The following is a 23,247-nucleotide window of genomic DNA, read 5'->3' on the forward strand; positions in this document are numbered from 1 at the left end:
GCAGTCAGCGGGGCGAAGTGCAGGGACCCTTGGGCGGCACACCGACGCGTGGCGCCCACGAGCGTTCCAATGGTGAGCCCGGAGCTCATTCCCACTCCAGGGCCCCCTTGCGCCACTCGTAGATGAAGCCGACCACAAGTATCCCGAGAAATACCGACATGGCGATGAAGCCGGCCATGCCAAGGTCTTCCAGCACAACGGCCCAGGGAAACAGGAAGGCGATCTCCAGGTCGAAAATGATGAAAAGGATGGCGACCAGGTAGTAGCGCACATCGAACTTCATGCGCGCGTGCTCGAAGGCCTCGAAGCCGCACTCGTAGGGTGAGTCCTTGGCCTGATCCGGGCGGCGCGGGCCGAGCACCATGCCGAGCACACGCGGCACAAAGCCGATCAGCAGCGCGACGACAAGGAAAATCAGGATGTGGAGATAGTCTTCCAGCACGCGCCGCTCGCCTGTGTCGGGTGTGTTGTCGGGGCTGTTCGAACAGCGCCCGGGGCGCGCCGGAGTCTAGTGCAGGGAGGGCCGGGGTGTCAAGCAGGCGGATCACCCGGAAACCCTTGCCTTTCAGTGAGTTGAGACAGCGAGTTGAGCCCTGGGCAGCGCCACGGGAAAGGCGCTGGCCGAACAGGGCTGCGGCGCCGGTGGCCGAACCTGAAGCGGCCGGGCCTAAGGCTGTGAAGATGGTGCCGACGGCCGGAGTCGAACCGGCACGGCTTGCGCCACTGCCCCCTCAAGACAGCGTGTCTACCAATTCCACCACGTCGGCAGGTTACTCGGGCGGTGACCGCGCACGCGCATCACCAAAACTGGCTCCGCCATCAATCGCCCGGCGGCTCGTCAACAGGCACCGGCGGCAGATCGGCACCCTCGGCCGGGGCGGTGGCCTCCGGCGTCATCGGGACATCCACGGGCGGCAAGTCCGTGTCACCCAAATCCGACGATGCGCCGGCCTCCGCCGCGGCATCGTCCGGCACCGCAGGCGCTTCACCCGCACCACCGTCGTCCGGGGCGAGCGGCAGATCACCCACGCTGCCGGGCATCACAGGCGGCGCCTCGATGTCGTCCATCAGGCCCTGTGGCTCCCCGACCTGCGCCGCGAAATAGGCAAGCGCCATGCTGGTCAGGAAGAATGTCGTCGCCATGATCGCGGTGGCGCGCGTCAGGAACGACGCCGACCCGCGCGAGCCAAACACCGTCGCCGACGCGCCGCTGCCGAACGCGGCGCCCGCGTCCGCACCCTTGCCGTGCTGGATCAGGATCAGCCCGATAAGCCCCAAAGCGAGCAGGAGGTGCAGGATGGTCAGGAAGAGCTGCATGGCCTGTTATGTGGTGTCCGACCTTCGGGCGGGGCGCCGTGCGCGCCCGCGTGCTGTTATCGCGGCCTGCGTTCAGGACCGCATCAGGCCCGCGTTAGGCCCGTCTCAGGCGTTGTCCTCGCCGGCCTGGCAGATGGCCACGAAGTCCGCTGCCTTCAGCGAGGCGCCGCCGATGAGCCCGCCGTCGATGTCCGCCTGGGCGATGAGCTCGGCGGCGTTGCCGGGCTTCATGCTGCCACCGTAGAGGATGCGCAGACCATCGGCGATGTCCTTGCTCTTCGCGGCAACCCGCTGGCGCAGAAATGCGTGCACATCCTGCGCCTGTTCCGGCGTGGCCGTCACGCCCGTGCCGATGGCCCACACCGGCTCGTAGGCGACGATGCCCTGCCCATAGGCCTCGACGCCCTCGGCATCCAGCACCGCGTCGATGTGCCGGGCGACCACCTCTTCGGTCTTGCCGCTCTCGCGCTCTTCCAGCGTCTCGCCGACGCAGAGAATGGGCACGATGCCGCTGCGCACCGCCTGCGCATACTTGCGGGCGATGAGCGCGTCGGTCTCGCCGTTGAGCTGCCGGCGCTCGGAGTGTCCGATGATGGCGTAGCGACAGCCGAAGTCCTTCAGCATCGCCGCCGACACCTGGCCGGTGAAGGCGCCGCCCGCCTCCTGGGAGACATCCTGTGAGCCCCAGCCGATGGCCGTGTCGGCCAGCAGCTCAGCGGCGATGTACAGGTACGGGAACGGCGGGCAGACCGCCACGTCCACCTTCTGCATGCCGGCGACGCCCGCCTTGATGCCGTTCAGCAGGTCGGCGGCCTCGGCCTTGGTGCCGTTCATTTTCCAGTTGCCAGCAATCAGGGGCCGTCGCATCAGAAAATCTCCCGCTGAAAAGCCGACTAGTCTAGCCGCAGCGCACGCACCGCGCAAGAAAATCTGTAACGCCCGGCTTCCACCGCCGCCGGCGGTTAGCTTACACTCCCCAGGATGGCCAAGGGAAAAAAGAACAAGCCCGCCGGCGGCGGGAGCACCATCGCCCTCAACAAGAAGGCGGGACACGAATACCACATCGAGCAGCGCTTCGAGTGCGGCCTTGCGCTGGAGGGCTGGGAGGTCAAGGGCCTGCGTGCCGGGCGCGTGCAGCTCAAGGAGAGCTATGTCAGAATCCTGCACGGCGAGGCCTTCCTCATCGGCGCCCACATCTCGCCCCTGCCGTCCGCCTCCACCCACGTGGAGCCGGACCCCACCCGCACCCGCAAGCTCCTGCTGCACAAGAGCGAGCTGAACCGCCTCATCGGCCAGACCGAGCGCGCCGGCTACACCCTGGTGCCCACCGCCATGTACTGGAAGCGCGGCCGCGCCAAGCTGGAAATCGGCCTCGCCAAGGGCAAAAAGCTCCACGACAAGCGCGCCACAGAGAAAGACCGCGACTGGCAGCGCGAGAAGGAGCGGCTGTTCAAGCAGGGCTGAGTGGATTGGGACCGGAGTGGACCGCCGGCCCACTTCCGGCCAGACATCGAGACAGATCATCGAGACAGATCATCGAGCCGGGCGTCGCGAGGAAAATACCGAGACTTCGCGGCACCCGAGCATCCCGACGAAGGCAAGCAAGAGCCTAATCGTTGCGGCCCCGGCCCGCACAGCGGACCCTACCGGTTGCGGAGCACGCATCCTGATCCCGCTGCTGCACTAGGCCGCATACCGCAGCCGATGCCGCATCATGAGCCAGAAGAGCGCGGCGCCGAGCAGGATGCCCACGGCGTCCGCCGCCAGCGGCAGGGTCTTGTCCACCGCCGCGGCGCCGCCGCCACGGAACTCCCAGTACAGCGCAGCGCCCACCGCGAGCGCGATGCCGAACAGCGCGCTGCGCGCGGGTGTGAGGCCCTGGCGCCAGTCCGACGGCATGGTGTGCAGCGAGAAGTGCAGGAAGACCAGCAGCAGCACCAGCACGATGGCGGCGTTGATCCAGAGCGACGCCGCCGCGCCCCAGGCGGCGCGCTCGGTGGCCGCGAGCGGTGCGACACAGGCGAGCGCCAGGATGGGCAGGGTAATGGTCATATAGACCCGGATGCAGCGCGAGCGAAAGGCGTCCACATAGGCGAGCGCCAGGATGCCGCTGCCGGCGAAGATCAGCGCCCGGGACCAGTGCGCCGCATCCAGCCCGAGCAACGGCACCTGCGGCGCCAGCACCGCACTGGCGACGAGCAGCACCGCGATCAGCACGGCGATCACGAACGGCAGGCGCCGGCAGTCGGCCTGGGATTCACTCATTGACGTGCCTCCGATTCGAGGATGGCTGCATTCAACGCTGAGTGCCTTGTCATGTTGGCCGGGCAGCACTCAAGCGGCGGATGCGCTTCGCTGATCCGCCCTGCGCTGCTGCGCAAGCCCGCTCAGGCGTCGGCGGTGCCGGGCAGCACGACCCGTGCCGGGCCGACCGCCGCAGCAGGGCGCACGCAGCGCTCCTCGAGCCCGCCAGGACGTCGGTCTCCACCGGGATCACGCGTCTTCGTTCGTGTCCGAGGTCGTGCGCAGCGCCGCATCGATGCCGGCGTCCATCTGCGCCACCGACTTCGCCGGTGCACTGTAACCGGTACAGCCCACGCCGTCCTCCACCCGCGTCCCGACGCCGGGTGCGATGAGGCTCAGCGCCTCGCGGCGCAGCAGCGGCATATCGACCATGCCGGCGAGCTCGGCGTCGTCGTGGCGGCCCTCGAACGCCTCCAGCGACGCCTGCCGGAGCGCCGAGGGCAGGATCTCGTCCAGGGCCTCGGCGTAGCGGCCGTGCTCGATGTGCTCGCGGAGGTCTTGCAGCTCGTCCATCGTGATGGCTCGTCGGGGAAGTCCGTCATCAGGGTCGTCGGGGACCGATCAGTCCCATGGTAGACGGATTACGCGGCGACCGCGAAGAGGCCGCGGCTAGCCCCGCCCGGCCCGCTTGCGCTCGTGCTCCTTCAGGAAGCGCTTGCGGATGCGGATGGCGCCCGGGGTCACCTCCACCAGCTCGTCGTCCTCGATGAACTCCAGCGCCTGCTCCAGGCTGAACTTCACCGGCGGCGTGAGCAGGATGTTCTCGTCCGAGCCGGCGGCGCGGATGTTGGTGAGCTGCTTGGCCTTGAGGGGGTTCACGACCAGGTCGTTGTCGCGGGAATGGATGCCCACCACCTGGCCCTCGTAGACCTCGTCCCCCGGCGAGACCAGCATGCGCCCGCGCTCCTGGAGGTTGAACAGCGCATAGCCCAGCACCTTGCCCTGGGCATTGGAGATCATGGCGCCGTTGCGCCGCGGGGCGATGCCGCCCTGGTTGGCGGGGCCGTAGTGGTCGAAGATGTGGTGCTTGAGGCCCGTGCCGGAGGTGAGGGTCATGAACTCCGTCTGGAAGCCGATGAGGCCGCGGGACGGGATCTGGTAGTCGAGCCGCACCCGCCCCTTGCCGTCCGGCACCATGTCCTTGAGCTCAGCCTTGCGCTCGCCCAGGGCCTGCATGATGGCGCCCTGGCTGGTCTCCTCCACGTCCACCGTCAGCAGCTCGTAGGGCTCGCAGATCTGCCCGTCGATCTCGCGGAAGATGACCTCCGGGCGGGAGACGGCCAGCTCATAGCCCTCCCGGCGCATGTTCTCGATGAGGATGGACAGGTGCAGCTCGCCGCGCCCGGACACCCGGAATTTCTCGGGGTCCGTGCCCTCCTCCACCCGCAGCGCCACGTTGGAGATCAGCTCCCGCTCCAGCCGGTCCTTGAGCTGGCGGGAGGTCAGATACTTGCCCTCCTTGCCGGCGAAGGGCGAGGTATTGACCTGGAAGGTCATGCTCACCGTCGGCTCGTCCACCGACAAAGCCGGCAGCGGCTCCACGGCCTCCGGATCGCACAGGGTGTCCGAGACGTTCGGCGCCTCGATGCCGGTGATGGCGACGATGTCGCCGGCGCCGGCCTCCTTGACCTCGTTGCGCTCCAGGCCCAGGTAGCCGTAGACGAGGCCGATCCTGGCGCGCTGGCGGTCGCCGTCGCGCTTGACCACGACGATCTGCTGGTTCGGCCGGACGCTGCCGCGCTGAATGCGGCCGACGGCGATGGCGCCGACGAAGCTGCTGTAGTCGAGCGTCGAGACCTGCATCCGGAACGGCCCCGCCGGGTCCACATCCGGCGGCGGGCAATGCTCGACGATGGCCTCGAACAACGGCGTCATGTCGCCCGCCGACACCCTGTCCTCCAGGCCCGCGTAGCCGTTGATGGCGGAGGCGTAGACGATGGGGAAGTCCAGCTGCTCGTCGCTCGCGCCGAGCTGGTCGAACAGGTCGAACACCTGGTCGATGACCCAGTCCGGGCGCGCGCCGGGCTTGTCGATCTTGTTCACCACCAGGATGGGCCGCAGGCCATGCTGGAAGGCCTTGGCCGTCACGAAGCGCGTCTGCGGCATGGGCCCCTCCTGGGCGTCCACCAGCAGCAGCACCGAGTCCACCATGGACAGCACCCGCTCCACCTCGCCGCCGAAGTCTGCATGGCCCGGGGTGTCGACGATGTTGATGTGGTAATCGGTACCGCCCAGGTTGACGTTCAGCGCGGTGTTCTTGGACAGGATGGTGATGCCCCGCTCCTTCTCCAGGTCGTTGGAATCCATCACCCGCTCCACCGGCCCGAAGCGCTCGCCGAGCGTGCCGGACTGCTGCAGCAGCTTGTCCACCAACGTGGTCTTGCCGTGGTCCACGTGGGCGATGATGGCGATGTTACGGAGGTTCTCGATCACGTCGGTGTGAGTCCGGGGCTCGGTTCGGGCACTGCCTGTCGCAGGCCGCGCGCCGCGGCGACGGACGCTGCTGCCCGGTGGGCGGATGCGATGTGGAAGGCGATACCCGCTGCGGAGGCCGTGCTGCGGGTCTAGGGTCAGCAGCCCAGTATACCCTTAAACGGCAGAGCCCGAACCGCAGCACGAGGCCCTCGGCGCCGGAACCAGGCCCGATGCAGGCGGGCGCGACTGGGCAGCCTCCGATACAGCCACTTAGCGGCGATTCTTCAAGTGAATACTACCCTGTCACAGGCAAGGCATTTTCCCGTCATGGAATCTTCGCATTCGCCAACAGGCGCTGTGGATAAGCCTGTGGACAATCCTTGGGAGACGGGCCTAAGCCCCCGAAAACACGGGGGTGACGCTGGATTGTACGATCACTGACCAAGCGCGCAAGTCATTGATTATGCTAATATCCCGTCGGGCAGTGCGTCTCCCCGCCGGGCGCCGCAGGGGCAACCCGCGGGTGGCCCTGTGCTTGTGAACAACCAAGCCGGCGAGAACGCCGTCGGGGGCTGCTGTCAACGGTGCCGGACCGCTGATACCGGGTGCAGCGTCAGCCCCGGTCGTCGGGCGTCCGGTCGCGCTCGGATCCGGCCGGCGCCACCCCCTGCCCCACCGGCAGCAGCAATGCGCCGCCACCCAGCAGCAGGGTGGCCCCGAGCAGGAACAGGTGCAGGTTCACCGCACCCGCCAGCGCGGCGCCGACATCGATGCCGAGCGGCACCATGGCCGCCATGCCGGTGAGCTCATAGGAGCCGGCCCCGGCGATGCCGTGGAAGGGCAGCACGCTGGACAGCTCCGCCCCCAGCACACCGGCCAGTCGCTGCCACAGCGCGGCGTCCACGAAATGCCCCAGCACCAGCGCAAAGGCCAGCAGCTTGGTGCCCCAGGACAGGATGGTCCACAGATACAGCCGAGCCAGCAGCCAGGTATCCGCCGGCGCGGCATCCAGCAGAAAGAGCAGCACCCGGCGCACCCGTCCCGGCGGCAACTGCGCCACCCAACCGCTTTGCCGGATGGCGAGCCCCAGCGGCACCAGCGCCAGCCACAGCGACCCCAGCCCCGGCCACCACCAGCCCGGCAGCCGCAGCCACAGCACCACCAGCGCCGCCAGCACCAGGCAGTGCAGGTCCATGACCCGAATCCACAGCAGCGAGGCGCCGGAGGCCAGAAAGCCGTGCCCGAACCAGCGCCGCATGAGCCAGGGGAAGACCACCTCCCCGGTGCGCATGGGCAGCAGGTTGTTGGCCGTATTGTGCAGCACGGACAGGCGCAGCACCGCCACGAAGCGCCCGGCCACCAGTGGCCCGAAGTATTCGTAAACCCTGAGCCCGCGCAGTGCATAGCTCACCGCCGTCAGCGCGAAGGCACCCGCCAGCAGCCAGGGCGAGAGGGTGCGCCAGGGGGCAATCAGCGCCTGCCAGCCCACCCGATGCTCCACGGCGATGAGAAGCCCGATGAGCAGCGTCAGGCCGATGAGCCAATCCCGCGCTCGCCCGAGCCGTGGCGGCCGGAGGTCGGGCTGAGACGGCACCCGTGCACTCATGTGCCGACCCTGCCCGCACGCTGCCGCGCCTGCCGGCGGCGCTCGCGGCGACGCGAGATGGGATACAGGGGCGGTGCGCCTGCCGGGCGCGTCTTGAAGCGACGGTGCACCCAGAAGTACTGCGCCGGCATGCTCGCGAGCCGCGCCTCGATCACCTGGTTCATGCGCGCCGTGTCCGCCGCCTCGTCGCCGCTCGGAAAGTCCGCGAGCGGCGCATCGAAGCACAGCTCCAGCCCCTGCCCCTGCGGCAGAAAACGCGCGAAGGTGGGGATCACCTCGGCGCCGGCGAGCCGGGCGATGCGCCCAAGCGTCGGCACCGTGGCCGCCGCCACGCCGCAGAAGGGCACGAAGATGCCCCGCCGCGGCCCGGGGTCCTGATCCGGCAGGTAGAAGAACGGGATGCCGGCACGGATGCGGCGGATCAGGCCACGCAGGTCGTCACTGCGCTCCACGGGAATACTGCCGAAACGGGTGCGCCCGTGGCGCACCTGGGCATCGAGCACCGGATTGCGGATGCGCTGATACATGTACATGCCCGGATGCACCAGCGCCGTGAAGGCCGTGCCGCCCAGCTCCAGCCCCACGAAGTGCGGCACCAGCACGATCACGGGCCGGCCGGCGGCGATACAGGCATCGATGTGCTCGCGGTTGCGGATACGCACGATGCGCGCAAGCCGCCCTGGCCCGGCCCGCCAGCTGAGCCCCTGAGAGACGGCGGCGACACCGAGCCAGCCGAAGTGCGCCCGCACCAGCTGCGCACGCGCCCGTGCATCGAGCCCCGGCTGACACAGCGACACATTGGTCTGCGCTACGGCACGCCGCCCCGGCAGCACCAGCCATGCCAGGCGCCCGAGCCCCTGCCCCAGCGCCCAAAGCAGCGGGAAGGGCAGCCGCGCCAGAAGCCCGAACAGGCCCACCGCGAGCCAGGCCGGCCAGTGCCGCGGCCCCCAACGCATCCGCACCCAGAGCATCCGCCCCCAGAGCCTCCGCCCCCAGCCCACCGGCGCGCTACTCGAACCACGCGCGCTCGATGCGCTCGACATAAGGCAGACCGGCCAGTTGCTGCAGCACGAAGGCGAAGTCCGGTCGGTGCGTATTGCCGAGCACCAGCACCTCGTCCGGGCCGCAGCCGACACGCCCCGGGGAGCCGGGACTGAGGCGCGCGGTGGCATCGATGGCCCGCACCTGCGCCGCGAAGCCGGCGCCCGCCGGAATGCAGAATTCGTAATCCAGGGCCCGCTTGCCGCCCGGCGGGCCCACCAGGCCGTCTGCATCCATCTCGCACAGGTCGAACCCGATGACACCGACGAGGGGCTCGTGCGGCTCCACGCCCGGCGCGGGGGCGGCAGCCAGAGACAGCGCCAGAGACAGGACCGCAATCGGGACCTGCGCAGGCCCGCGCACGCCGGCCGGGGGGGCAGGCAGCGGATCTCCGGGACGCTCGGGTGCAGGGGTCGAGCTCATGCGATGGGGGCGACGGGCAGCTTGAGGGAACCGGGATGTTCGGCCGAACGGCCCGCCAGATCAAGCCGGGCCGGGAAGGGATCCGCGGTGGGCACGCGGGTCGGCACCAAGGGACGCTTCAGGAACAGCCGGTCCATCGGCGAGATAGTGTGGATGAGTCGGGTCGGCGGCTGCGCTTCGCTGATCCGCCCTACGGGGTTGGCGTTGCTTCTGACACGTTTCCCAGTGATGGGCGGCAGATCGGACCCGGCTTTCAGTTCTCGAACTTGAAGAAGATGTCCGCTCCCTGGCTCTCTCCGGTCTCGGTCTGCAGCTCGATGTTATTCGACAGGTCGTAGCGCATCTTGACGCTGTCCTGGGTGTCGCGGCCGGCGGTTTCGTACTCCATGTAGAGCTTGGGGGCGACGTAAGTGCCGACGGCCACCGCCCGGGAGTCCTCCGCGGCATCGCGCTTCGGCGGGATGCCCGTCACCAGGTACTGCGTCACCTCCGACTGGGTCAGGTTCGGATCGGACTCGGAGAAGAAGGCGAGCTTCGGGTTGCGCAGGGTGCCGAGCACCCGCACGCCGGCGGTGATGTCGCCGCCCTCGCGCTGTGCGTTCAGGATCAGCCCCGGATTGCCGATGGGGGTCTTGGCGTAGACGACGAAGCCCTGCTCGATGGTGAGCGGCCGGCCGATGGCGGTCATGACGCCAAGCGTGGGCAGGGTCACCCGATAGGTGCCGTCGACGATCGACAGCTGCCCATCGCCGAGAATCTCGCCCTGCGGCGCCTTCAGCACCCGCAGCTCGCCACGCAGGCGCCCGCGCAGGCCGAAGGCGTCCACGGTGACCGCCTCGCCGAGCTTTGCCACCAGGTCGATGCTGAGCGGTGCGCCGGCAGCGTCCTCGGCGGGCGCTTCCATCACCACATCGGGCGAGGGCTGCACGGTGCCCGTGGGCACGGTGCGCGGCTTGATACGTGCCTCCGGTATGGTCACCTCGCCGCGCACGGCGGCCCCGGCGGCGCCGACACCGATGGTCATGTCCATGGACAGCAGTGCGAAGTATTCGCTGCTGTCGGCCACCGTCAGATCGTCGCCGCGGATATTGATGGTCCCCGCCGGCGCCGCACCGCCCAGGTCCACGTCGCCCGACAGGGTCATGCGGCCGTCGCCCATCTGCGCACCGCCGCTCAGCTCGAGCGCCGTGGCCGTGCGGCTCACGGCGGTGAAATCCGCATCGCTGAGGGCGAAGCCGTACAGCGGCACTTCCAGGGCGAGCCCGCGCACGCGCAGCTCGCCGCCGATGTCCGGTGCACCCAGGCTGCCCGCAAGGCGCAGATCGCCGTCGATGTTGCCGCGCACATTGGTGACGTCCGGCAGCAGGTTCGACACGCGCCCAAGGCCGTCGAGGCCGATGCGGACGTCCCCGCGCAGCGGCTGCGCGGCGCCGCTGTCCAGCCGGAAGCCCGGCAGCGACAGCGCGGCGCGCACCCCGCCCAGCTCGGCGACGGACAGGTCCAGCCGCGCATCCAGGCCGGCGTCACCCGCCGTGATATCGAGCCGCGTGCCCGAGAACACGAGCACGTCCCGGCCCGTCTCCTCGCCCGCGTCGCCGAGGGCCATGGTCACCTCGCCGGTGGGCACCGCCACCCGTGCGCTGCCGGCAAGTCGGTTGCCCTCGCCGCGGAAGCGGCCGTCGGCGCTGACATGGCCCTGCATCACCAACAGCTCCGGCAGCAGCGGGTTCAGGATGCCGAAATCGATGCGGTCCACGTCCAGGGACACCTCGAAGCGGCCCGGCTGCGGCTGCTCGAAGCCGACACAGCCGCCGGAGCCCTGGCCGTCGCCGAGGCACAGCGGCCCCAGCTGCACGGCACCGGCGCCGACGGCGAGGGGCGCCGGGCGCGTCAGGTCCCAGGTGCCGAAGGCCTGGCTCGCGAGCTGAAGCCTGCCGAGGCTGCCGGCATAGGCGCCGTCGGCACCGAGCCCACCGCTCAGTGCCGCCTCCAGCGCCATGAGATCGCCCGTGGCCGCGGCACGCAACCGGTGCTGGTCCATGCGCCCGCTGCCCTGCACCGATAAGGTCTCGAAGCGCTGCCCACCGGCGATGAGGTCCCGGCCGCTGAGGTCGATGTCGAAGTCGTCGCCGGGCTTAAGCCCCACATCGGCGCTGGCGGTGATCGCGGCGATGCCCTGCCCGTTCAGCTCCGCATCCCGGCCTTCCAGGTCCACACGCACGCGCGGGGCTTCGACGGTGCCCGTGACCGCACCGGCCAGGTCCAGGCTGCCCGCGGCGCCCGGCAGCAGCGCCGCCAGGTCCGGCGAGGCGAGGTCGAAGCGCAGGTCCAGCTGCTCGCCGGTGACGCCGCCGCCGGCGGTGAGCCGCGTGCTCCCGGAGCCGGCGGTGAGGTTGCGCAGCTCGATCGCCTCGCCGCGCATGCCGACCTCCGCGGCGAGGCGCACCGGATAGCCGCGCAGGGTGCCGCTCACCTCGTTGATGCGGGCGGTGAGGTCCGGCCCGTCGGGCGTGAGGCGCCCGCTGCTCTCGAGGCCGCCGCCGATGCGCCCGGGCCAGTCCGCGAGCAGGCTGCCCGGGTCCAGCTCCGTCAGGGTCAGGGCCGCATTCCATTCCACCGCCGGCGCCCAGGCCACGCGGCCGTCGCCGGTGATGCGCCCGTCCAGCACCTGGATGTCCAGGGTTGCGATCTCCGCCGCCTCGCCGGTGCCGGTGCCGCGCAGGTCGACGACGGCGGGCGGATAGGCGCTGAGCGCGGCGCTGCCCTGAAGGCCGAAGTCGAAGCCGTCCGCCAGGCCGCCGGTGCTGTCGAGCGCAAAGCCGACGCGGCCGTCGAGCCCCGGGTACTGCTGCCCCGGGTCCAGGTCGTCGGCGCGCAGCGCAAGGTTCCAGCGCAGGGCCGGTGCCCAGGCCAGCTCGCCGCCGCCCTCCACCAGCCCGCCGAGGGTCTCCAGCGTCAGCGTGCCGAGCTGCACCTGTTGCAGATCGCCGTTGCCGGCGACGTTGACGACGACGCCCGGGTAGGCCTCCAGTGCGGCAGTGACGTTGGCACCGAAGCGGTAGCCGTCATCGAGTCCGCCCTGGGAGTCCGCCTTCAGCGCCACCTTGCCGTCCAGACCCGGCACCTGAAGCCCCGGGTCGATGTCCGCCGCGGTGACGGCCAGGTCCCAGGTGACCGCCGGCGCCCAGGCGGCGCTGCCCTTGGCCTCGATGCGCCCGCCCAGGGTCTCGAGGAGCAGTGTGTCGATGCGCGTGTCCTCGGCGCTGCCGCTGCCGGCGAGCGTCAGTGCCGCCGCGGGCAGGTCGGCCCCGGACACCTCGGCGCTCAGCTGGTAGTCGAAGGCGTCCAGGTCGCCGGCCACCGCGACCTCGCCTTGCGGCGCCGCCACCAGCACGTCGCCGGTGAGCGGCCAGCGCAGGCGCTCCCAGTCGCCCTGCAGCGCAAAGGCCGGCACGCTGCCGGCGAGATCGGCATGGCCGCTGAGGTCGAGTCTGGCCCCGGAGGCGGTCTCGTCGAGGCGCACCGCCCCGAGCGTCAGGCGCTGCTCGGCCCAGGTCAGGTCCAGCGCGGCGCTCAGCTCGCCCAGCTCCGGCAGATCCGGTGCAACGCCGTTGAGGGTGCCCGTCAGCGTGGCGCGCTCCAGGTCGCCCGCGGTGGCGAGCTGCGCCTTCAGGTCCACCGCAGGCGCGTCCGGCACCAGGGCCGGCAGATCCACGCGCGTTACGGTCAGATCGCCCTGCCAGGCCGGCGCCGTCAGCACCTCGCGCAGGGTCGCCGTGAGCGTCGCCTCCGCGGCGCCCGTGAGCTGGTGCTCCACCTCCAGTTCCGCCAGCGTCCCCGTCACCGTGCCGCGGCCGGTGAGCGTCAGCGCCGGTGGCTGCCGGAAGTGCCAGTCGAGCGTCAGGTCCAGCGGATAGTCACCGGTGAGCCGGGCGCTCCCCGCGGCCTCGGCACCGGCCTCGGGCTGCGCCAGGTCGGCGCTGAGCCGGCGCAGGTCCACACGGTCGCCGTCCGCGGTGGCCGACAGCTCGGCGCGGGTGACGCGAATGGCGGCGGTGTCCGGCGCCCCCGCCTGGCGCAAGCTCAGGCGCTCCACCAGCACCCGGTCGATGTCCACGGCGATGGGCAGACGGATTTCCGGCAGCTGGAAGGGCTCCGCCGGCGGCTTCTCCGCCGACGCGGGCGCCGTCACCACATGGACGTCGCTGACGCTCAGGTCCCGCACCCGCAGCCGGCCCGTCAGCAGAGCGCCCGGCTGCCAGTCCAGGTGCAGCCGGCCGAGCCCGAGGCCGAGCCCAGGCAGGTCCAGTGTCAGGTCGCCGATGGTCAGCTCCCCGAGCACCCGCCCGTCCACCGGACCGACGCTGACCCGCTCCGGGGCCAGCTCCTCGGCCAGGGCCACCGCCATCCGCAGCCCGGTCTGGGTGCCGAGCACAAAGCCCGAAACCAGCACGGCGACGAGCAGCAGTAGGCCCACCAGGCGCAACAGCAGCCCGAGCAGCGGGAAGCCGATGAGGGAGTGGCCGGCGGTGCGCTTGGGCATGGTGAGTCCGGTTGGTTGTTTGGGAGCTGCCGAGGCACCGGCCAGCATGGCCCAGCATCGCAAAGGACCCAACGCTGGGGCGTCTCGATTCCTGCTTTCTCAACGGCCGCGGCGGCCGCTCGGCCTGGGGGCGTGCAGCCGCCCGCTAAAGATCCGGGCCCAGGCCGAGGTGCAGCCTGAAACCCGCGGGGTCTTTGGTGATGGCGTAGGCGACATCCACCCGTACCGGCCCGATGGGCGTCGAGAAGCGCAGACCCAGGCCCGCGCTCTGTTCCCAGTCCGCGTCGTAGTCCGGATCGAAGGCGTTGCCGAAATCCGTGAACACCACGCCACTCCAGGGCCCCTTGATCTTGCGCTGGTATTCCAGGCTGCCGACCGCAAGGTAGCGCCCGCCCACCACCTGATCCGTTTCCGGGTCCACGGGGCCCAGGGCATCCAGCCCCCAGCCGCGGATGCTGTTGTCGCCGCCGGCGAAAAAGCGTTGGCTCGCCGGCACGTCCGTGAGCGTCGCAGCCCAGGTGGCACCCAGGTTGGCCCGGCCGATGAAGCGGTTGCCGGCGCCCAGGGACTTGATGCCCTTGTAGTTGACGCTGCCGCTGAGATAGCTGGTCTCGGACAGCACATTGCGCGCCGTGCCCTCCAGCAGGAGCTTCAGCCGGTAGCCGTTTTTGGTGTTGATGGGGTCGTCCGCCACCACCCGCGACCAGGAGGCATGCGGCACCAGGCCGGTGAAGCTGTCGCTGTCGTCCTCGATGACTTCGTAGTCCTCGTAGCGGTAGTCGACGCCCAGGTTGCGGCGCCAGCCGCCGGCGGTCACCACCGATTGGAGCGCACTCAGCTCGAACAGCGTGCCCTGCCGGCTCGCTGTGTCGAAGGAGTAGACCTCCGTGCGCAGCTGCACATAGTCGGATACCGGGTCCCGGAACGGGATCCGATACTCGGTGACGAAGGACTGGGTCACAGGCGCAATCTCGATCTCCGACTTGAGCTTGTGCCCGCGGCGGCCGATGTAGCGGCGCCGGTAGTCGAGGCTGAAGCGTGGACCGATGTCGGTGGCATAGCCGAGACCCACCCGGTACTTGTTGGCCTTGTTGCGCTGCGCCTGCACGCGGATGGGCACCTGCCGGTCGGGGCCCGCCTGGTCCTTGAGCGGCACGATCTCGACGTTGCTGTAGTACTCCATGCCGATGAGCTTGCCCTGCAGCCCCAGGAGCTGGTCCGGGTCGTAGACATCGCCCGGCGCGAAGTCCACGAACTTGCGCAGGTAATCGTCAGCAAGCAGGTCCTGCTGGAAGCTCACCTGCCCGAAGTACCAGCGCGGGCCGGTGTCCAGGTGAAACTCGATGTGGGCGGTGTAGGCCACCGGGTCGATAAGCACCACATGGCGCGCGAGCTGCGCGTCGAGATAGCCCTGCTCGGAGGCGATGGCCGTGATCTCGCCCTTGGCCTTGTCGTAGTCGGCGTGCAGCAGCACGTCGCCCGGCTGCATGGGAAAGGCCTCCGGGAAGGCCGGGTCATCGGCGCCCGCGCCCGTGACGCGGTAGTCCACGGTGGCGATCTTGACGGGCTCGCCCGGGTCGATGCGGAAGCTCGCCACCCAGCGGCCGTCCGGATCATCGGGCCGGGTGAGCTCCTCCTCGATCTCCACCCGGTAGAGGCCGAAGGGGGCCAGCGCCTCGCGGATCTGCTCCGGCGCACGACGGTACAGAGCGATGAGGCGCGGCACCGTCAGCTCGCTGTCCTGCTGCTCCTGATAGAGGCCGAGCAGCGCCAGGACGTTTTTCTCTTCCTGGCCTTCCAGACCCTCCACATTGACCTTCAGGGTCAGCGCAGGAGCCGCCGGCGCCGCCAGCAGCAGCGCACACCACAGAGCCAGCGCCGCCCGACAGTGCCGGCGGCAAGAGAGGCAGCGGCGCTGTGAGGCGAGCGGGGTCATAGCACAGATACTAGTAAATTCAAGTTAATATGCAAATCTTTTGCACGCGAATATCAGCTTTTTGTACGTTCTTCCGCCGGCCGTCCGCCCGATCCCTGAGTATCGCCCCCGGCGCCGGCGGCGGCCTGAAGCGCCGCGCGCAGGCCCGCCACCTCCTGCCGCAGGTGCCGCACCTCCGCCAGCACCCGGTCCGTGTCGTCATGCATGGCCCCCTCCATCTCGCGCCGCTCGGCGGCGTGGTCGGCCTCGTGCATGGTCTGCATGGTGTCCACGATGATGCCGATGAAGAGGTTCAGCATGGTGAAGGTGGCGATGAGGATGAAGGGCACGAAAAAGGCCCAGGCGGCGGGGTAGGCGTCCATCACCGGGCGCACGATGCCCATCGACCAGCTCTCCAGGGTCATGATCTGGAACAGGGTGTACATGGACGCACCGATGCTGCCGAACCATTCCGGAAAACGCGCGCCGAACAGGCTGGTGGACATCACCGCAAAGACATAGAACAGGAGCAGCATCAGCCCGGCGATGGAGGTGATGCCCGGCACCGCCGCCAGCAGCGCCTCCACCACGAAGCGCAGCCGCGGCACCGTGGACACGAGCCGCAGCACCCGCAGCACCCGCAGGGCCCGCAGCACCGCCAGCGGCCCGCTCGCCGGCACCAGGGCGATGGCCACCACGGCGAAGTCGAACACATTCCAGGCGCCGCGGAAGAAGCGCCAGCCGAAGGCATAGAGCTTGAGGCCGATCTCCACCACGAACACCGCCAGCGCGGCCCGGTCCAGCGCCTTCAGCAGCCCGCCCAAGGTCGCCATCAGGGCATCCGCGGTCTCCAGCCCAAGGGTGACGGCGTTGACGATGATGACGGCGATGATGATGCGCTGGACCGGCGCGGATTCGATCCAGGTGCCGATGCGCTCGCGGGAGGGCATTGACTCAGGCTCCGTGTGAGGGTTTGCGGGCGTGCTTGGACTGCGTGATGTCGCAGCCCTAGGGCGGACAAGCGAAGCGCATCCGCCCCCCTGGCCTGTTGGATGCGCTTCGCTTATCCGTCCTACCGGCTGAAGTCCGCCTGTTACTTCGTATTTGCGTTTCGCCTTCTGCTCGGCACCAGCGCCAGCTCCCCGCGGTGCAACACCGAGGATACACATCAGGTGTGTCTGTTACTTCGTACTCCACGCCCGGCGTCGCAACACCGTCACAGAACCAAGTTACGCTCGCGGGATTCGGCCGCCATGATCAGGCAGGAAGAATGGACGAAACCCGCATCGAAAGCTGGAACGACCTCCAGGACGCCCTGTTCGCCGAGGCCTGGATTCCGGAGCTGGGCCGCTATCGCTCCCGCTACGCCTTCCGCGGGCTGTCGGACGCCGACTACCCGCTTGAGACCACCCTGTGCCGGCTCGGCGGCGATTATGCAGCGCTGGAGCACCATCTGCTGCGCAACTTCCGCAAGTACGCCCATCGCCGGGTGGTGGAGCGGGACTCCGTGTGGCACTGGCTTTCGGTGGCCCAGCACTACGGCCTGCCGACGCGGCTCATGGACTGGACCTACTCGCCCTTCGCCGCGCTGCACTTCGCCACCGCCAACATCGAGCAGTTCGACCGTGACGGCGCCGTCTGGGGCGCCAACTACCTGCGCACCCACGAGCTGGTGCCGGACGTGCTGGCGGCCCGCCTCGCCCGCGAGGGCGCCAACGTCTTCACGGTCGAGATGCTCTCAGAGACCGTCAAGTCGCTCGAGGAGCTGGACGCCGCCTGCGCCCGGCCCTTTGCACTGTTCTTCGAGCCGCCGTCCATCGACGACCGCATCGTCAACCAGTTCGCCTTCTTCTCCGTCATGTCCGACCCGCGCCTGGCGCTGGACGACTGGTTTGCCGACCATCCGGGCCTCGCCCGCAAGATCGTGATTCCCGCGGGCCTCAAGTGGGAGATCCGCGACAAGCTCGACCAGTCCAACGTCACCGAGCGGGTGCTGTTCCCCGGCCTCGAAGGCCTCACGGCCTGGCTGAAGCGGCATTACAGTCCTAAGGATCAGGGCTGAGGGCTGAGGGCTGAGGGCTGGGGGCTGGCCGGCGTGGATGCTCGTCACTCAACGTCCAACAAAGCGTGCCGCGCCGAGCAACGGCACCTGCTGGCTCAGGATCACCTGCACCGGCATCCGTTCCATGAGCCCGCGCATCCGGCCCTTGTCCAGGAACCCCTCCAGAAAGCCGCCCGCGCGCAGCAGGTCAAGGTTCTTGGGCGCAATGCCGCCGCCCAGATAGACCCCGCCCAGGGCCAGCAGCTTGAGTGCCATGTTGCCCGCCTCGCGGCCGTAGAGTCGGGCGAAGAGCTCCATCGCCTCCGTGCAGGGATGCAGGCCCTCCGCCGCACACTGCGCCACCGCGGCGCCCACATCGCCGTTGCCCGCGAGCGCCGCTGCCACCGCCGGCGGGTGCTCCTCCGCCCGGTGCCAGGCGACGAGGAAGTCATAGACATTGGCGATGCCCATGCCGGACACCACCCGCTCCCAGCTCACCCGGCCGAAGCGCTGCTGAAGGTGGCCCAGCAGCGCAAACTCCCGTTCGTCCGCCGGCGCGAAGTCCGTATGCCCGCCCTCCGTGGCGAAGGCATGATGGCACTGGCCGTCCCAGAACAGGCCCGCCTCGCCCAGGCCCGTGCCAGCCGCCACCACGCAGGCGTTGCCGACGCCGCCCGGCTCCCCCGCCTGGATCTCGGCGAGATCGTCCGGCGCCAGCGCCGGCACGCCCCAGGCGACCGCCTCCAGGTCATTGAGCAGAAACGCCTGCTGGAAGCCGAGTCCCTGCGCCAGCTCGGCCGCATCCAGGCTCCAGGGCAGGTTGGTGGTGCGGCTGCGGCCGTCCACCACCGGCCCCGCCACCGCGAAGCTGCCGGCGTCGCACTGCACACCGGTGTCATCCAGATAGCGGCGCACCAGGGCCGTCAGGTCACCGTAGTCACGGCTGGGATAGCGGGCAGCGTGCGACAAGCGCACCGCATCCCCGGCCACCTCCGCCACGGCGAGCCCGGTCTTGGTGCCGCCGATGTCCCCCACCAGTACGCGCATCTGTCTCTCCCGCCGCCGACAAGTCTGGGGAGACCGTGAGAGCGCTGCGCGCACGTCGGCTCACGCTGCGCTGACCCAATCGACAGCCTACGCGCTTCGACCGGGGTTACGGATGGCTTTCACAGTCTCTGAGGCGCGGAATCATAACAGCCGGCGGCAAGCAGCAAGCGCCGGGGAGCCGTCCGCGCCCCGGAGGCCGGAGCGCGAAACGGGATCGGGATCGGGTGGAAAAGAGTGCCCGGCAGGCGCCGGGTGCAGCGCCCACCGGGCGGCGCGGCCTTGATCACGATTGCGACCGTGCGCGGAGCTGCCCTGCGTCGTCAGGGCTTCCAGCCCTGATGATGTCAGGCCAGGATGGCCTGACCACGCAGTCCGCGGCCAGGGTGATCGACCATATGATCAAGGCCGGCCTTGGGTCGGGGCTTACTGCGAGGACTCACTGCCGGCAGCAGGCGCGGCGGGCGCGAGCCAGGCATAGCCGGGGTAGCCGTAGGCGTATGGCGCGGCGCCATAGGCATGGGGATAGCCACCCCAGTAGCCCGGATAACCACCCCAGTAGCCCGGGTAGCCATAGCCATAGCCCGGACCGTACCAGGGGCTGCCCCAACCGTTACCCCAGCCCGGCCCCCAGCCATTACCCCAGTTCCAGGGGTTGAACGGCCCCCAGAAGGCGTTGGCGGAGCCGGCGGCGAACAAGGTGGCGCCGGCGAGGCCGGCGGCAAGCAGGAGACGCTTCTTGGCGAGCATTTGTTGACCTCCGTTCTGGACACTGTCGTTGGACGGAACCGGCCGTCAGGCGCGGCCCGGCGTCAGCTTAGGGCAACTGCCTGACGCGGCGTTTTGACGCCCGTCAATATTGGAATATTCTCATATTCCACGAGTGCGTCGAAGGTCGAGGTGGGCCTCGCTGTTTGTCTCTCGGACACAGTTCCACGCCCTCACCGTGCCGGGCCGGCGGGCTCGCCGCGACGCCTCGTCTCGAAGCGGAAGGGTGCGGCCAGGGTGCGGTCTTCGAAGTGCAGCAGCACCCGGGCCTCCCACGCCATGCGCTCCACCAGACAGACCGGGAGCATGCCGGTGCCGGTGTAGACGCCTGACGCATCAGGCACGGGTGACAGGGGGACGCGGTTGTAGCCCATGTCCATATCGATGCCGGCGAAGTCCAGCTCGACACGGGCGGGCGGCGGCAGGTCGGCGAGGCGCACCGCCACATCGAGCGGTTCTGCGGTGGGCATGCCCCGGGGGCGGATGTCGAGCTGCACGCTGCCGCCGTCGGCGAAGCTCACGCCGCAGGCGGACGTGCGGAGGTCGCAGCCCATGTCCAACGGCGCACGCGCGCTGATCTCGGGGAACAGCAGCGGCCAGGCCCTGTGGAGGGCCACGCCGATGACGGCGGCGAGCAGCAGGGCCACGGCCACCCAGAGCAGTGCGGACCGCGGGTCCGCACGCCGTGCCGGCACGGGCTCAGGGTTGGTGGCAGGCGACATGACGCTGTCCGATTGCGGGGTTGTCCATGCGGGGAGCATACACTGTGCCCGCCGCGCGCTGCCGCCCGCCGAGACCCGCCGACCGCCCGGGCGGCACCTGCCCTTACTCGTGGCGGTCCCAGGTCTGGCGCTTGCGGTAGATGGTGGACGGGCTCACGCCGAGGGCGGCGGCGGCCTGCGGGATGTTGTCGTTGAAGTGGGCGATGGCCTGCTCGATGGCCTCGCGCTCAAGGTCCTTGAGCGGGCGAATGGGGGCGGCATCGGCATGAACTGCCGGACCGGCGGGCGGCGGGCGGCGGATCGCCGGGCCTGGCCCGGCGCCGGGCTCGAGGGTGTCCAGCGGCGGCGGCAGCATGGCACGGGTCACGCGCTCGCCGTCGTAGAGCACCACGACGTTCTGGATGACGTTTTGCAGCTGGCGCACGTTGCCGGGCCAGGGGTAGGCGAGGAAGATCGCCTCCACGTCGGCGTCGAAGGCTGCGAGCTGCTTGCCCTCCTCTGCCGCGTAGCGGCGCAGGAAGGCGTTGGCCAGCTCCAGGATGTCACCCTCGCGCTTACGCAGCGGTGTCAGCTGAATGGGGATCACGTGCAGGCGGTAGAACAGGTCTTCGCGAAAGCGCCCGGCGGCCACCTCCGCCAGCGGGTCGCGATTGGTGGCGCAGACGAAGCGCACGTCCACCTGCTCCATGCTGGAGGCACCCACGGGCTGGAAGCTGCCGGTCTGCACGAAGCGCAGCAGCTTGGTCTGCAGGTCCAGGTCCATCTCCGCAATCTCGTCCAGGAACAGCGTGCCGCCGTCGGCCTGACGCGCGGCGCCGGCGCGGTCGCGCACGGCACCGGTGAAGGCGCCTTTGACGTGACCGAAGATCTCGCTCTCCATGAGGTCGCGCGGGATGGCGGCGCAGTTGATGGCGACGAAGGGCCTGTCGGCACGGTCGCTGCGGCGGTGGATGGCCTCGGCACAGACCTCCTTGCCGCTGCCGCTCTCGCCGGTGATGAACACCGTGGCGCGGCTCGGTGCGGCGCTGTCGATGATGCGGTACACCGCCTGCATGGGCAGGGAGCTGCCGAGGAAGCCGTGGTAGCCCTCGCGCCGGAAGTCGTCGGCGAGCCGGTCCACGAAGTCGCGCATGCGCACCTTCTCGACGGCGTTGCGCAGGGTGACGATGAGCCGCTCGGAGGAGACCGGCTTCTCGACGAAATCGAAGGCGCCGTAGCGCATGGCATCCACGGCCTTGTCCACGGAGCCGTGCCCGGTGATGATGACCACGGCGATGGGCATCCGGTGCTCGTGGATGTGGCGCAGAATGTCCATGCCGTCCATGTCCGGCAGCTGCAGGTCCAGCAGCAGCGCGTCCGGCGGCTCGCGGCCGAGGCGCGCCATGGCGCTTGCCCCGTCCGGCACATGGCTCACCGCATAGGGCTCGTTGCGCAGATAGGCCCGGTACACGCTGCCGAGACTCATGCTGTCCTCGACGATCAGCACCGCAGCAGGTTCGCTCGCCATCGACATCCGGCTCCTGTGAGTCAGCCCGGCACGCCGCCGCCGGGGACGGGGCAGCCCGGGCACGGTGCCCGTCCAGCCATCAAGGCTCGCCCCAGTTCCGACAGCGCGCGGAATGCCCGATATGATAACCCCGAGCTGCGCCGATGGCCGCTCGGGCTGATTCGGGCTAACAGGGGACGCCGCCGTGCCCGCGCTGCCCGCGGCCCGCGCCGCCCCAGCGCACCGCCAGCAACGCGATCACGGCCTCGCCGCAGGCACCGAGCCCGTTGACCTGCGCGCGCACCGCCTCGAGGCTGCCGGCGCGGCCCGCCTGCTCGATGCTGAGCGCCCGCGCCTGCAGTGCGGTGGCGCCGAAGGTCGCCGCACTGCCCTTGAGCGCGTGGGCCTGCTGGCCGGCGCGGGCGCTGTCCCCCGCAGCGGCAGCCTGCTGAACGGCGGCGATGCGCTCGCGCACCTCCGCAATGAATGTGGCCACCACCTCCGGCATCAGGGCATCGGTGAGGTCCCTTGCCAGCGCGCCCGCCACCTGCTCGTCCAGCACGGGCAAGCCGTCCTGCGCCAGCGCCGGATCGATGTGCCCGGCCGCAGCGGCCACCGGCTGCGGCTGGGCCGACTGTACCGCCGCAGCCGGAGCGCCCGCTGCCGATGCCGACCCCGTCTCCCGGCTGTCCACCCATCGGAGCAGGGCCGCGAACAGCGCCTGGCGGTCGATGGGCTTGCTCAGGTAGCCGTCCATGCCCGCATCCAGGCAGCGCTGGCGGTCCTCGTCGAAGGCGTTCGCGGTCATGGCCACGATGGGCACACGCCCACGCTTGCCCGGCAGGGAACGGATGCAGCCGGTGGCCTCGATGCCGTCCATATCCGGCATCGCCAGATCCATCAGCACCAGAGCGTAGTTGCGTCGGCTGACGGCGGCCACGGCCTGGAGGCCGTTCTCCACCACGTCCACGCGCAAGCCCACCTTCGCCAGAAGCGTCGTCGCCACCAGCTGGTTCGGGCGGCTGTCCTCAGCCAGCAGCACCGGCAGCGCGCCGGCGGCACAGCGGGCGACGCGGTCCGCGAGGTCGTCGTCGGCCGGTTCCGGCAGATGCCGCGGGCGCGCGTCGCGCTCGGTCGTCGCCGCGGTGCGCGGCTTCGCATCCGCCGAGGCGCCGGACGGCGCAGATGGGTGCTCCGCCAAGCGTCGGACCATGCCATTGAAGGCGACGATCAGACGGTCGGTCAACGGGTCGCCCACCGCGGGCAACGCCATACCCGGGCGCTCGCGCGTGAGGGCATCCGCGGCGCGCTCGACCTTTGTGACGAGTCGCTCAAGAGCGCGCCACCGCCGCCACGCGAGCGCCGCCGTCACCATCGCGAGCAGCGCGGCGACGATGAGTGCGAGCAGCCACGCGAGGGCCGGGCCGGCGGCGGCGTCACCCAGCACCTGCGGGCCGAGGACCGCCAGGGCGACCAGGAGCAGGCACTCGATGAGGACCAGGCGCAGGAGAAAGGTGTTGTTTGCAGGCATGGGCACCGCCGGCGCAAAGCACCGGAGAGCCAGCAGGTTAGCACAGGCCCGCCGCTCTCCCGCAGGGTGCGGGCACGGGCGCCGGCGCTGT

The 23,247-nt window shown here is 69.9% G+C and carries 20 protein-coding genes and 1 tRNA gene; 2 read left to right on the forward strand and 19 right to left on the reverse strand.

What is annotated here, in order from left to right; translation table 11 throughout:
• Positions 1 to 85 precede the first annotated feature (85 nt).
• From QZ607_RS04365 to tpiA, 4 genes are all read right to left on the reverse strand, one after another.
• Positions 86 to 442 (reverse strand): NADH-quinone oxidoreductase subunit A, encoded by a 357-nt coding sequence (locus QZ607_RS04365; protein ID WP_295880094.1) that lies wholly within the window; start codon positions 440 to 442, stop codon positions 86 to 88.
• 240 nt (positions 443 to 682) lie between these two features.
• Positions 683 to 767 (reverse strand) — tRNA-Leu (locus tag QZ607_RS04370).
• Positions 768 to 819: 52 nt separating this feature from the next.
• Positions 820 to 1,317 carry a preprotein translocase subunit SecG gene (gene secG, locus QZ607_RS04375; RefSeq protein WP_295880095.1) on the reverse strand — a complete coding sequence of 166 codons (498 nt, stop codon included), beginning with the start codon at positions 1,315 to 1,317 and terminating at the stop codon, positions 820 to 822.
• Positions 1,318 to 1,422: 105 nt separating this feature from the next.
• Entirely contained in the window at positions 1,423 to 2,184 is a 762-nt protein-coding gene (gene tpiA, locus QZ607_RS04380) for a triose-phosphate isomerase (protein WP_295880099.1), read from the reverse strand.
• 114 nt (positions 2,185 to 2,298) lie between these two features.
• On the opposite strand from tpiA, the gene smpB reads away from it, so the two are divergent.
• Entirely contained in the window at positions 2,299 to 2,781 is a 483-nt protein-coding gene (gene smpB / locus QZ607_RS04385; RefSeq protein WP_295880102.1) for an SsrA-binding protein SmpB, read from the forward strand.
• A 219-nt stretch (positions 2,782 to 3,000) separates the two neighbouring features.
• Here smpB and QZ607_RS04390 read toward each other — a convergent pair whose 3' ends face one another.
• The 10 genes from QZ607_RS04390 to QZ607_RS04435 form a co-directional block, all read right to left on the reverse strand.
• Positions 3,001 to 3,582: a hypothetical protein gene (locus QZ607_RS04390; RefSeq protein WP_295880104.1), complete on the reverse strand. Its 582-nt coding sequence runs from the start codon at positions 3,580 to 3,582 to the stop codon at positions 3,001 to 3,003.
• Between the two features lie 228 nt (positions 3,583 to 3,810).
• Complete coding sequence (locus QZ607_RS04395; protein ID WP_295880106.1) at positions 3,811 to 4,134, reverse strand: hypothetical protein; 324 nt, start codon at positions 4,132 to 4,134, stop codon at positions 3,811 to 3,813.
• 96 nt (positions 4,135 to 4,230) lie between these two features.
• Positions 4,231 to 6,054 (reverse strand): translational GTPase TypA, encoded by a 1,824-nt coding sequence (gene typA / locus QZ607_RS04400; protein WP_295880109.1) that lies wholly within the window; start codon positions 6,052 to 6,054, stop codon positions 4,231 to 4,233.
• A 595-nt stretch (positions 6,055 to 6,649) separates the two neighbouring features.
• Positions 6,650 to 7,630, reverse strand: coding sequence for a lysylphosphatidylglycerol synthase transmembrane domain-containing protein (locus QZ607_RS04405; protein WP_295880111.1), 981 nt, complete (start codon positions 7,628 to 7,630; stop codon positions 6,650 to 6,652).
• An 8-nt stretch (positions 7,631 to 7,638) separates the two neighbouring features.
• Positions 7,639 to 8,613: a lysophospholipid acyltransferase family protein gene (locus QZ607_RS04410; RefSeq protein WP_295880113.1), complete on the reverse strand. Its 975-nt coding sequence runs from the start codon at positions 8,611 to 8,613 to the stop codon at positions 7,639 to 7,641.
• Positions 8,614 to 8,650: 37 nt separating this feature from the next.
• Positions 8,651 to 8,971, reverse strand: coding sequence for a hypothetical protein (locus QZ607_RS04415; protein ID WP_295880114.1), 321 nt, complete (start codon positions 8,969 to 8,971; stop codon positions 8,651 to 8,653).
• Between the two features lie 131 nt (positions 8,972 to 9,102).
• Positions 9,103 to 9,243, reverse strand: a complete 141-nt coding sequence (locus tag QZ607_RS04420) for a hypothetical protein (RefSeq protein ID WP_295880117.1) — start codon at positions 9,241 to 9,243, stop codon at positions 9,103 to 9,105.
• 116 nt (positions 9,244 to 9,359) lie between these two features.
• Positions 9,360 to 13,649: a translocation/assembly module TamB domain-containing protein gene (locus QZ607_RS04425; protein WP_295880119.1), complete on the reverse strand. Its 4,290-nt coding sequence runs from the start codon at positions 13,647 to 13,649 to the stop codon at positions 9,360 to 9,362.
• 145 nt (positions 13,650 to 13,794) lie between these two features.
• Positions 13,795 to 15,585, reverse strand: coding sequence for an autotransporter assembly complex family protein (locus QZ607_RS04430; RefSeq protein WP_295880121.1), 1,791 nt, complete (start codon positions 15,583 to 15,585; stop codon positions 13,795 to 13,797).
• A gap of 53 nt (positions 15,586 to 15,638) precedes the next feature.
• Positions 15,639 to 16,514 carry an ion transporter gene (locus tag QZ607_RS04435; RefSeq protein ID WP_295880123.1) on the reverse strand — a complete coding sequence of 292 codons (876 nt, stop codon included), beginning with the start codon at positions 16,512 to 16,514 and terminating at the stop codon, positions 15,639 to 15,641.
• A 320-nt stretch (positions 16,515 to 16,834) separates the two neighbouring features.
• Here QZ607_RS04435 and QZ607_RS04440 point away from each other — a divergent pair, with 320 nt between their 5' ends.
• Positions 16,835 to 17,626, forward strand: a complete 792-nt coding sequence (locus QZ607_RS04440; RefSeq protein ID WP_295880126.1) for an FRG domain-containing protein — start codon at positions 16,835 to 16,837, stop codon at positions 17,624 to 17,626.
• Positions 17,627 to 17,674: 48 nt separating this feature from the next.
• Here QZ607_RS04440 and glk read toward each other — a convergent pair whose 3' ends face one another.
• The 5 genes from glk to QZ607_RS04465 form a co-directional block, all read right to left on the reverse strand.
• Positions 17,675 to 18,652, reverse strand: a complete 978-nt coding sequence (glk, locus tag QZ607_RS04445) for a glucokinase (RefSeq protein ID WP_295880129.1) — start codon at positions 18,650 to 18,652, stop codon at positions 17,675 to 17,677.
• A 423-nt stretch (positions 18,653 to 19,075) separates the two neighbouring features.
• Positions 19,076 to 19,399 (reverse strand): hypothetical protein, encoded by a 324-nt coding sequence (locus QZ607_RS04450; RefSeq protein ID WP_295880131.1) that lies wholly within the window; start codon positions 19,397 to 19,399, stop codon positions 19,076 to 19,078.
• Between the two features lie 191 nt (positions 19,400 to 19,590).
• Complete coding sequence (locus QZ607_RS04455; protein ID WP_295880133.1) at positions 19,591 to 20,139, reverse strand: hypothetical protein; 549 nt, start codon at positions 20,137 to 20,139, stop codon at positions 19,591 to 19,593.
• Positions 20,140 to 20,242: 103 nt separating this feature from the next.
• Complete coding sequence (locus QZ607_RS04460) at positions 20,243 to 21,646, reverse strand: sigma-54 dependent transcriptional regulator (protein ID WP_295880136.1); 1,404 nt, start codon at positions 21,644 to 21,646, stop codon at positions 20,243 to 20,245.
• 166 nt (positions 21,647 to 21,812) lie between these two features.
• Positions 21,813 to 23,156, reverse strand: a complete 1,344-nt coding sequence (locus QZ607_RS04465; protein ID WP_295880137.1) for a response regulator — start codon at positions 23,154 to 23,156, stop codon at positions 21,813 to 21,815.
• Positions 23,157 to 23,247 lie beyond the last annotated feature (91 nt).

The organism is uncultured Thiohalocapsa sp., assembly GCF_913063425.1.
Lineage (GTDB): Bacteria > Pseudomonadota > Gammaproteobacteria > Chromatiales > Chromatiaceae > Thiohalocapsa.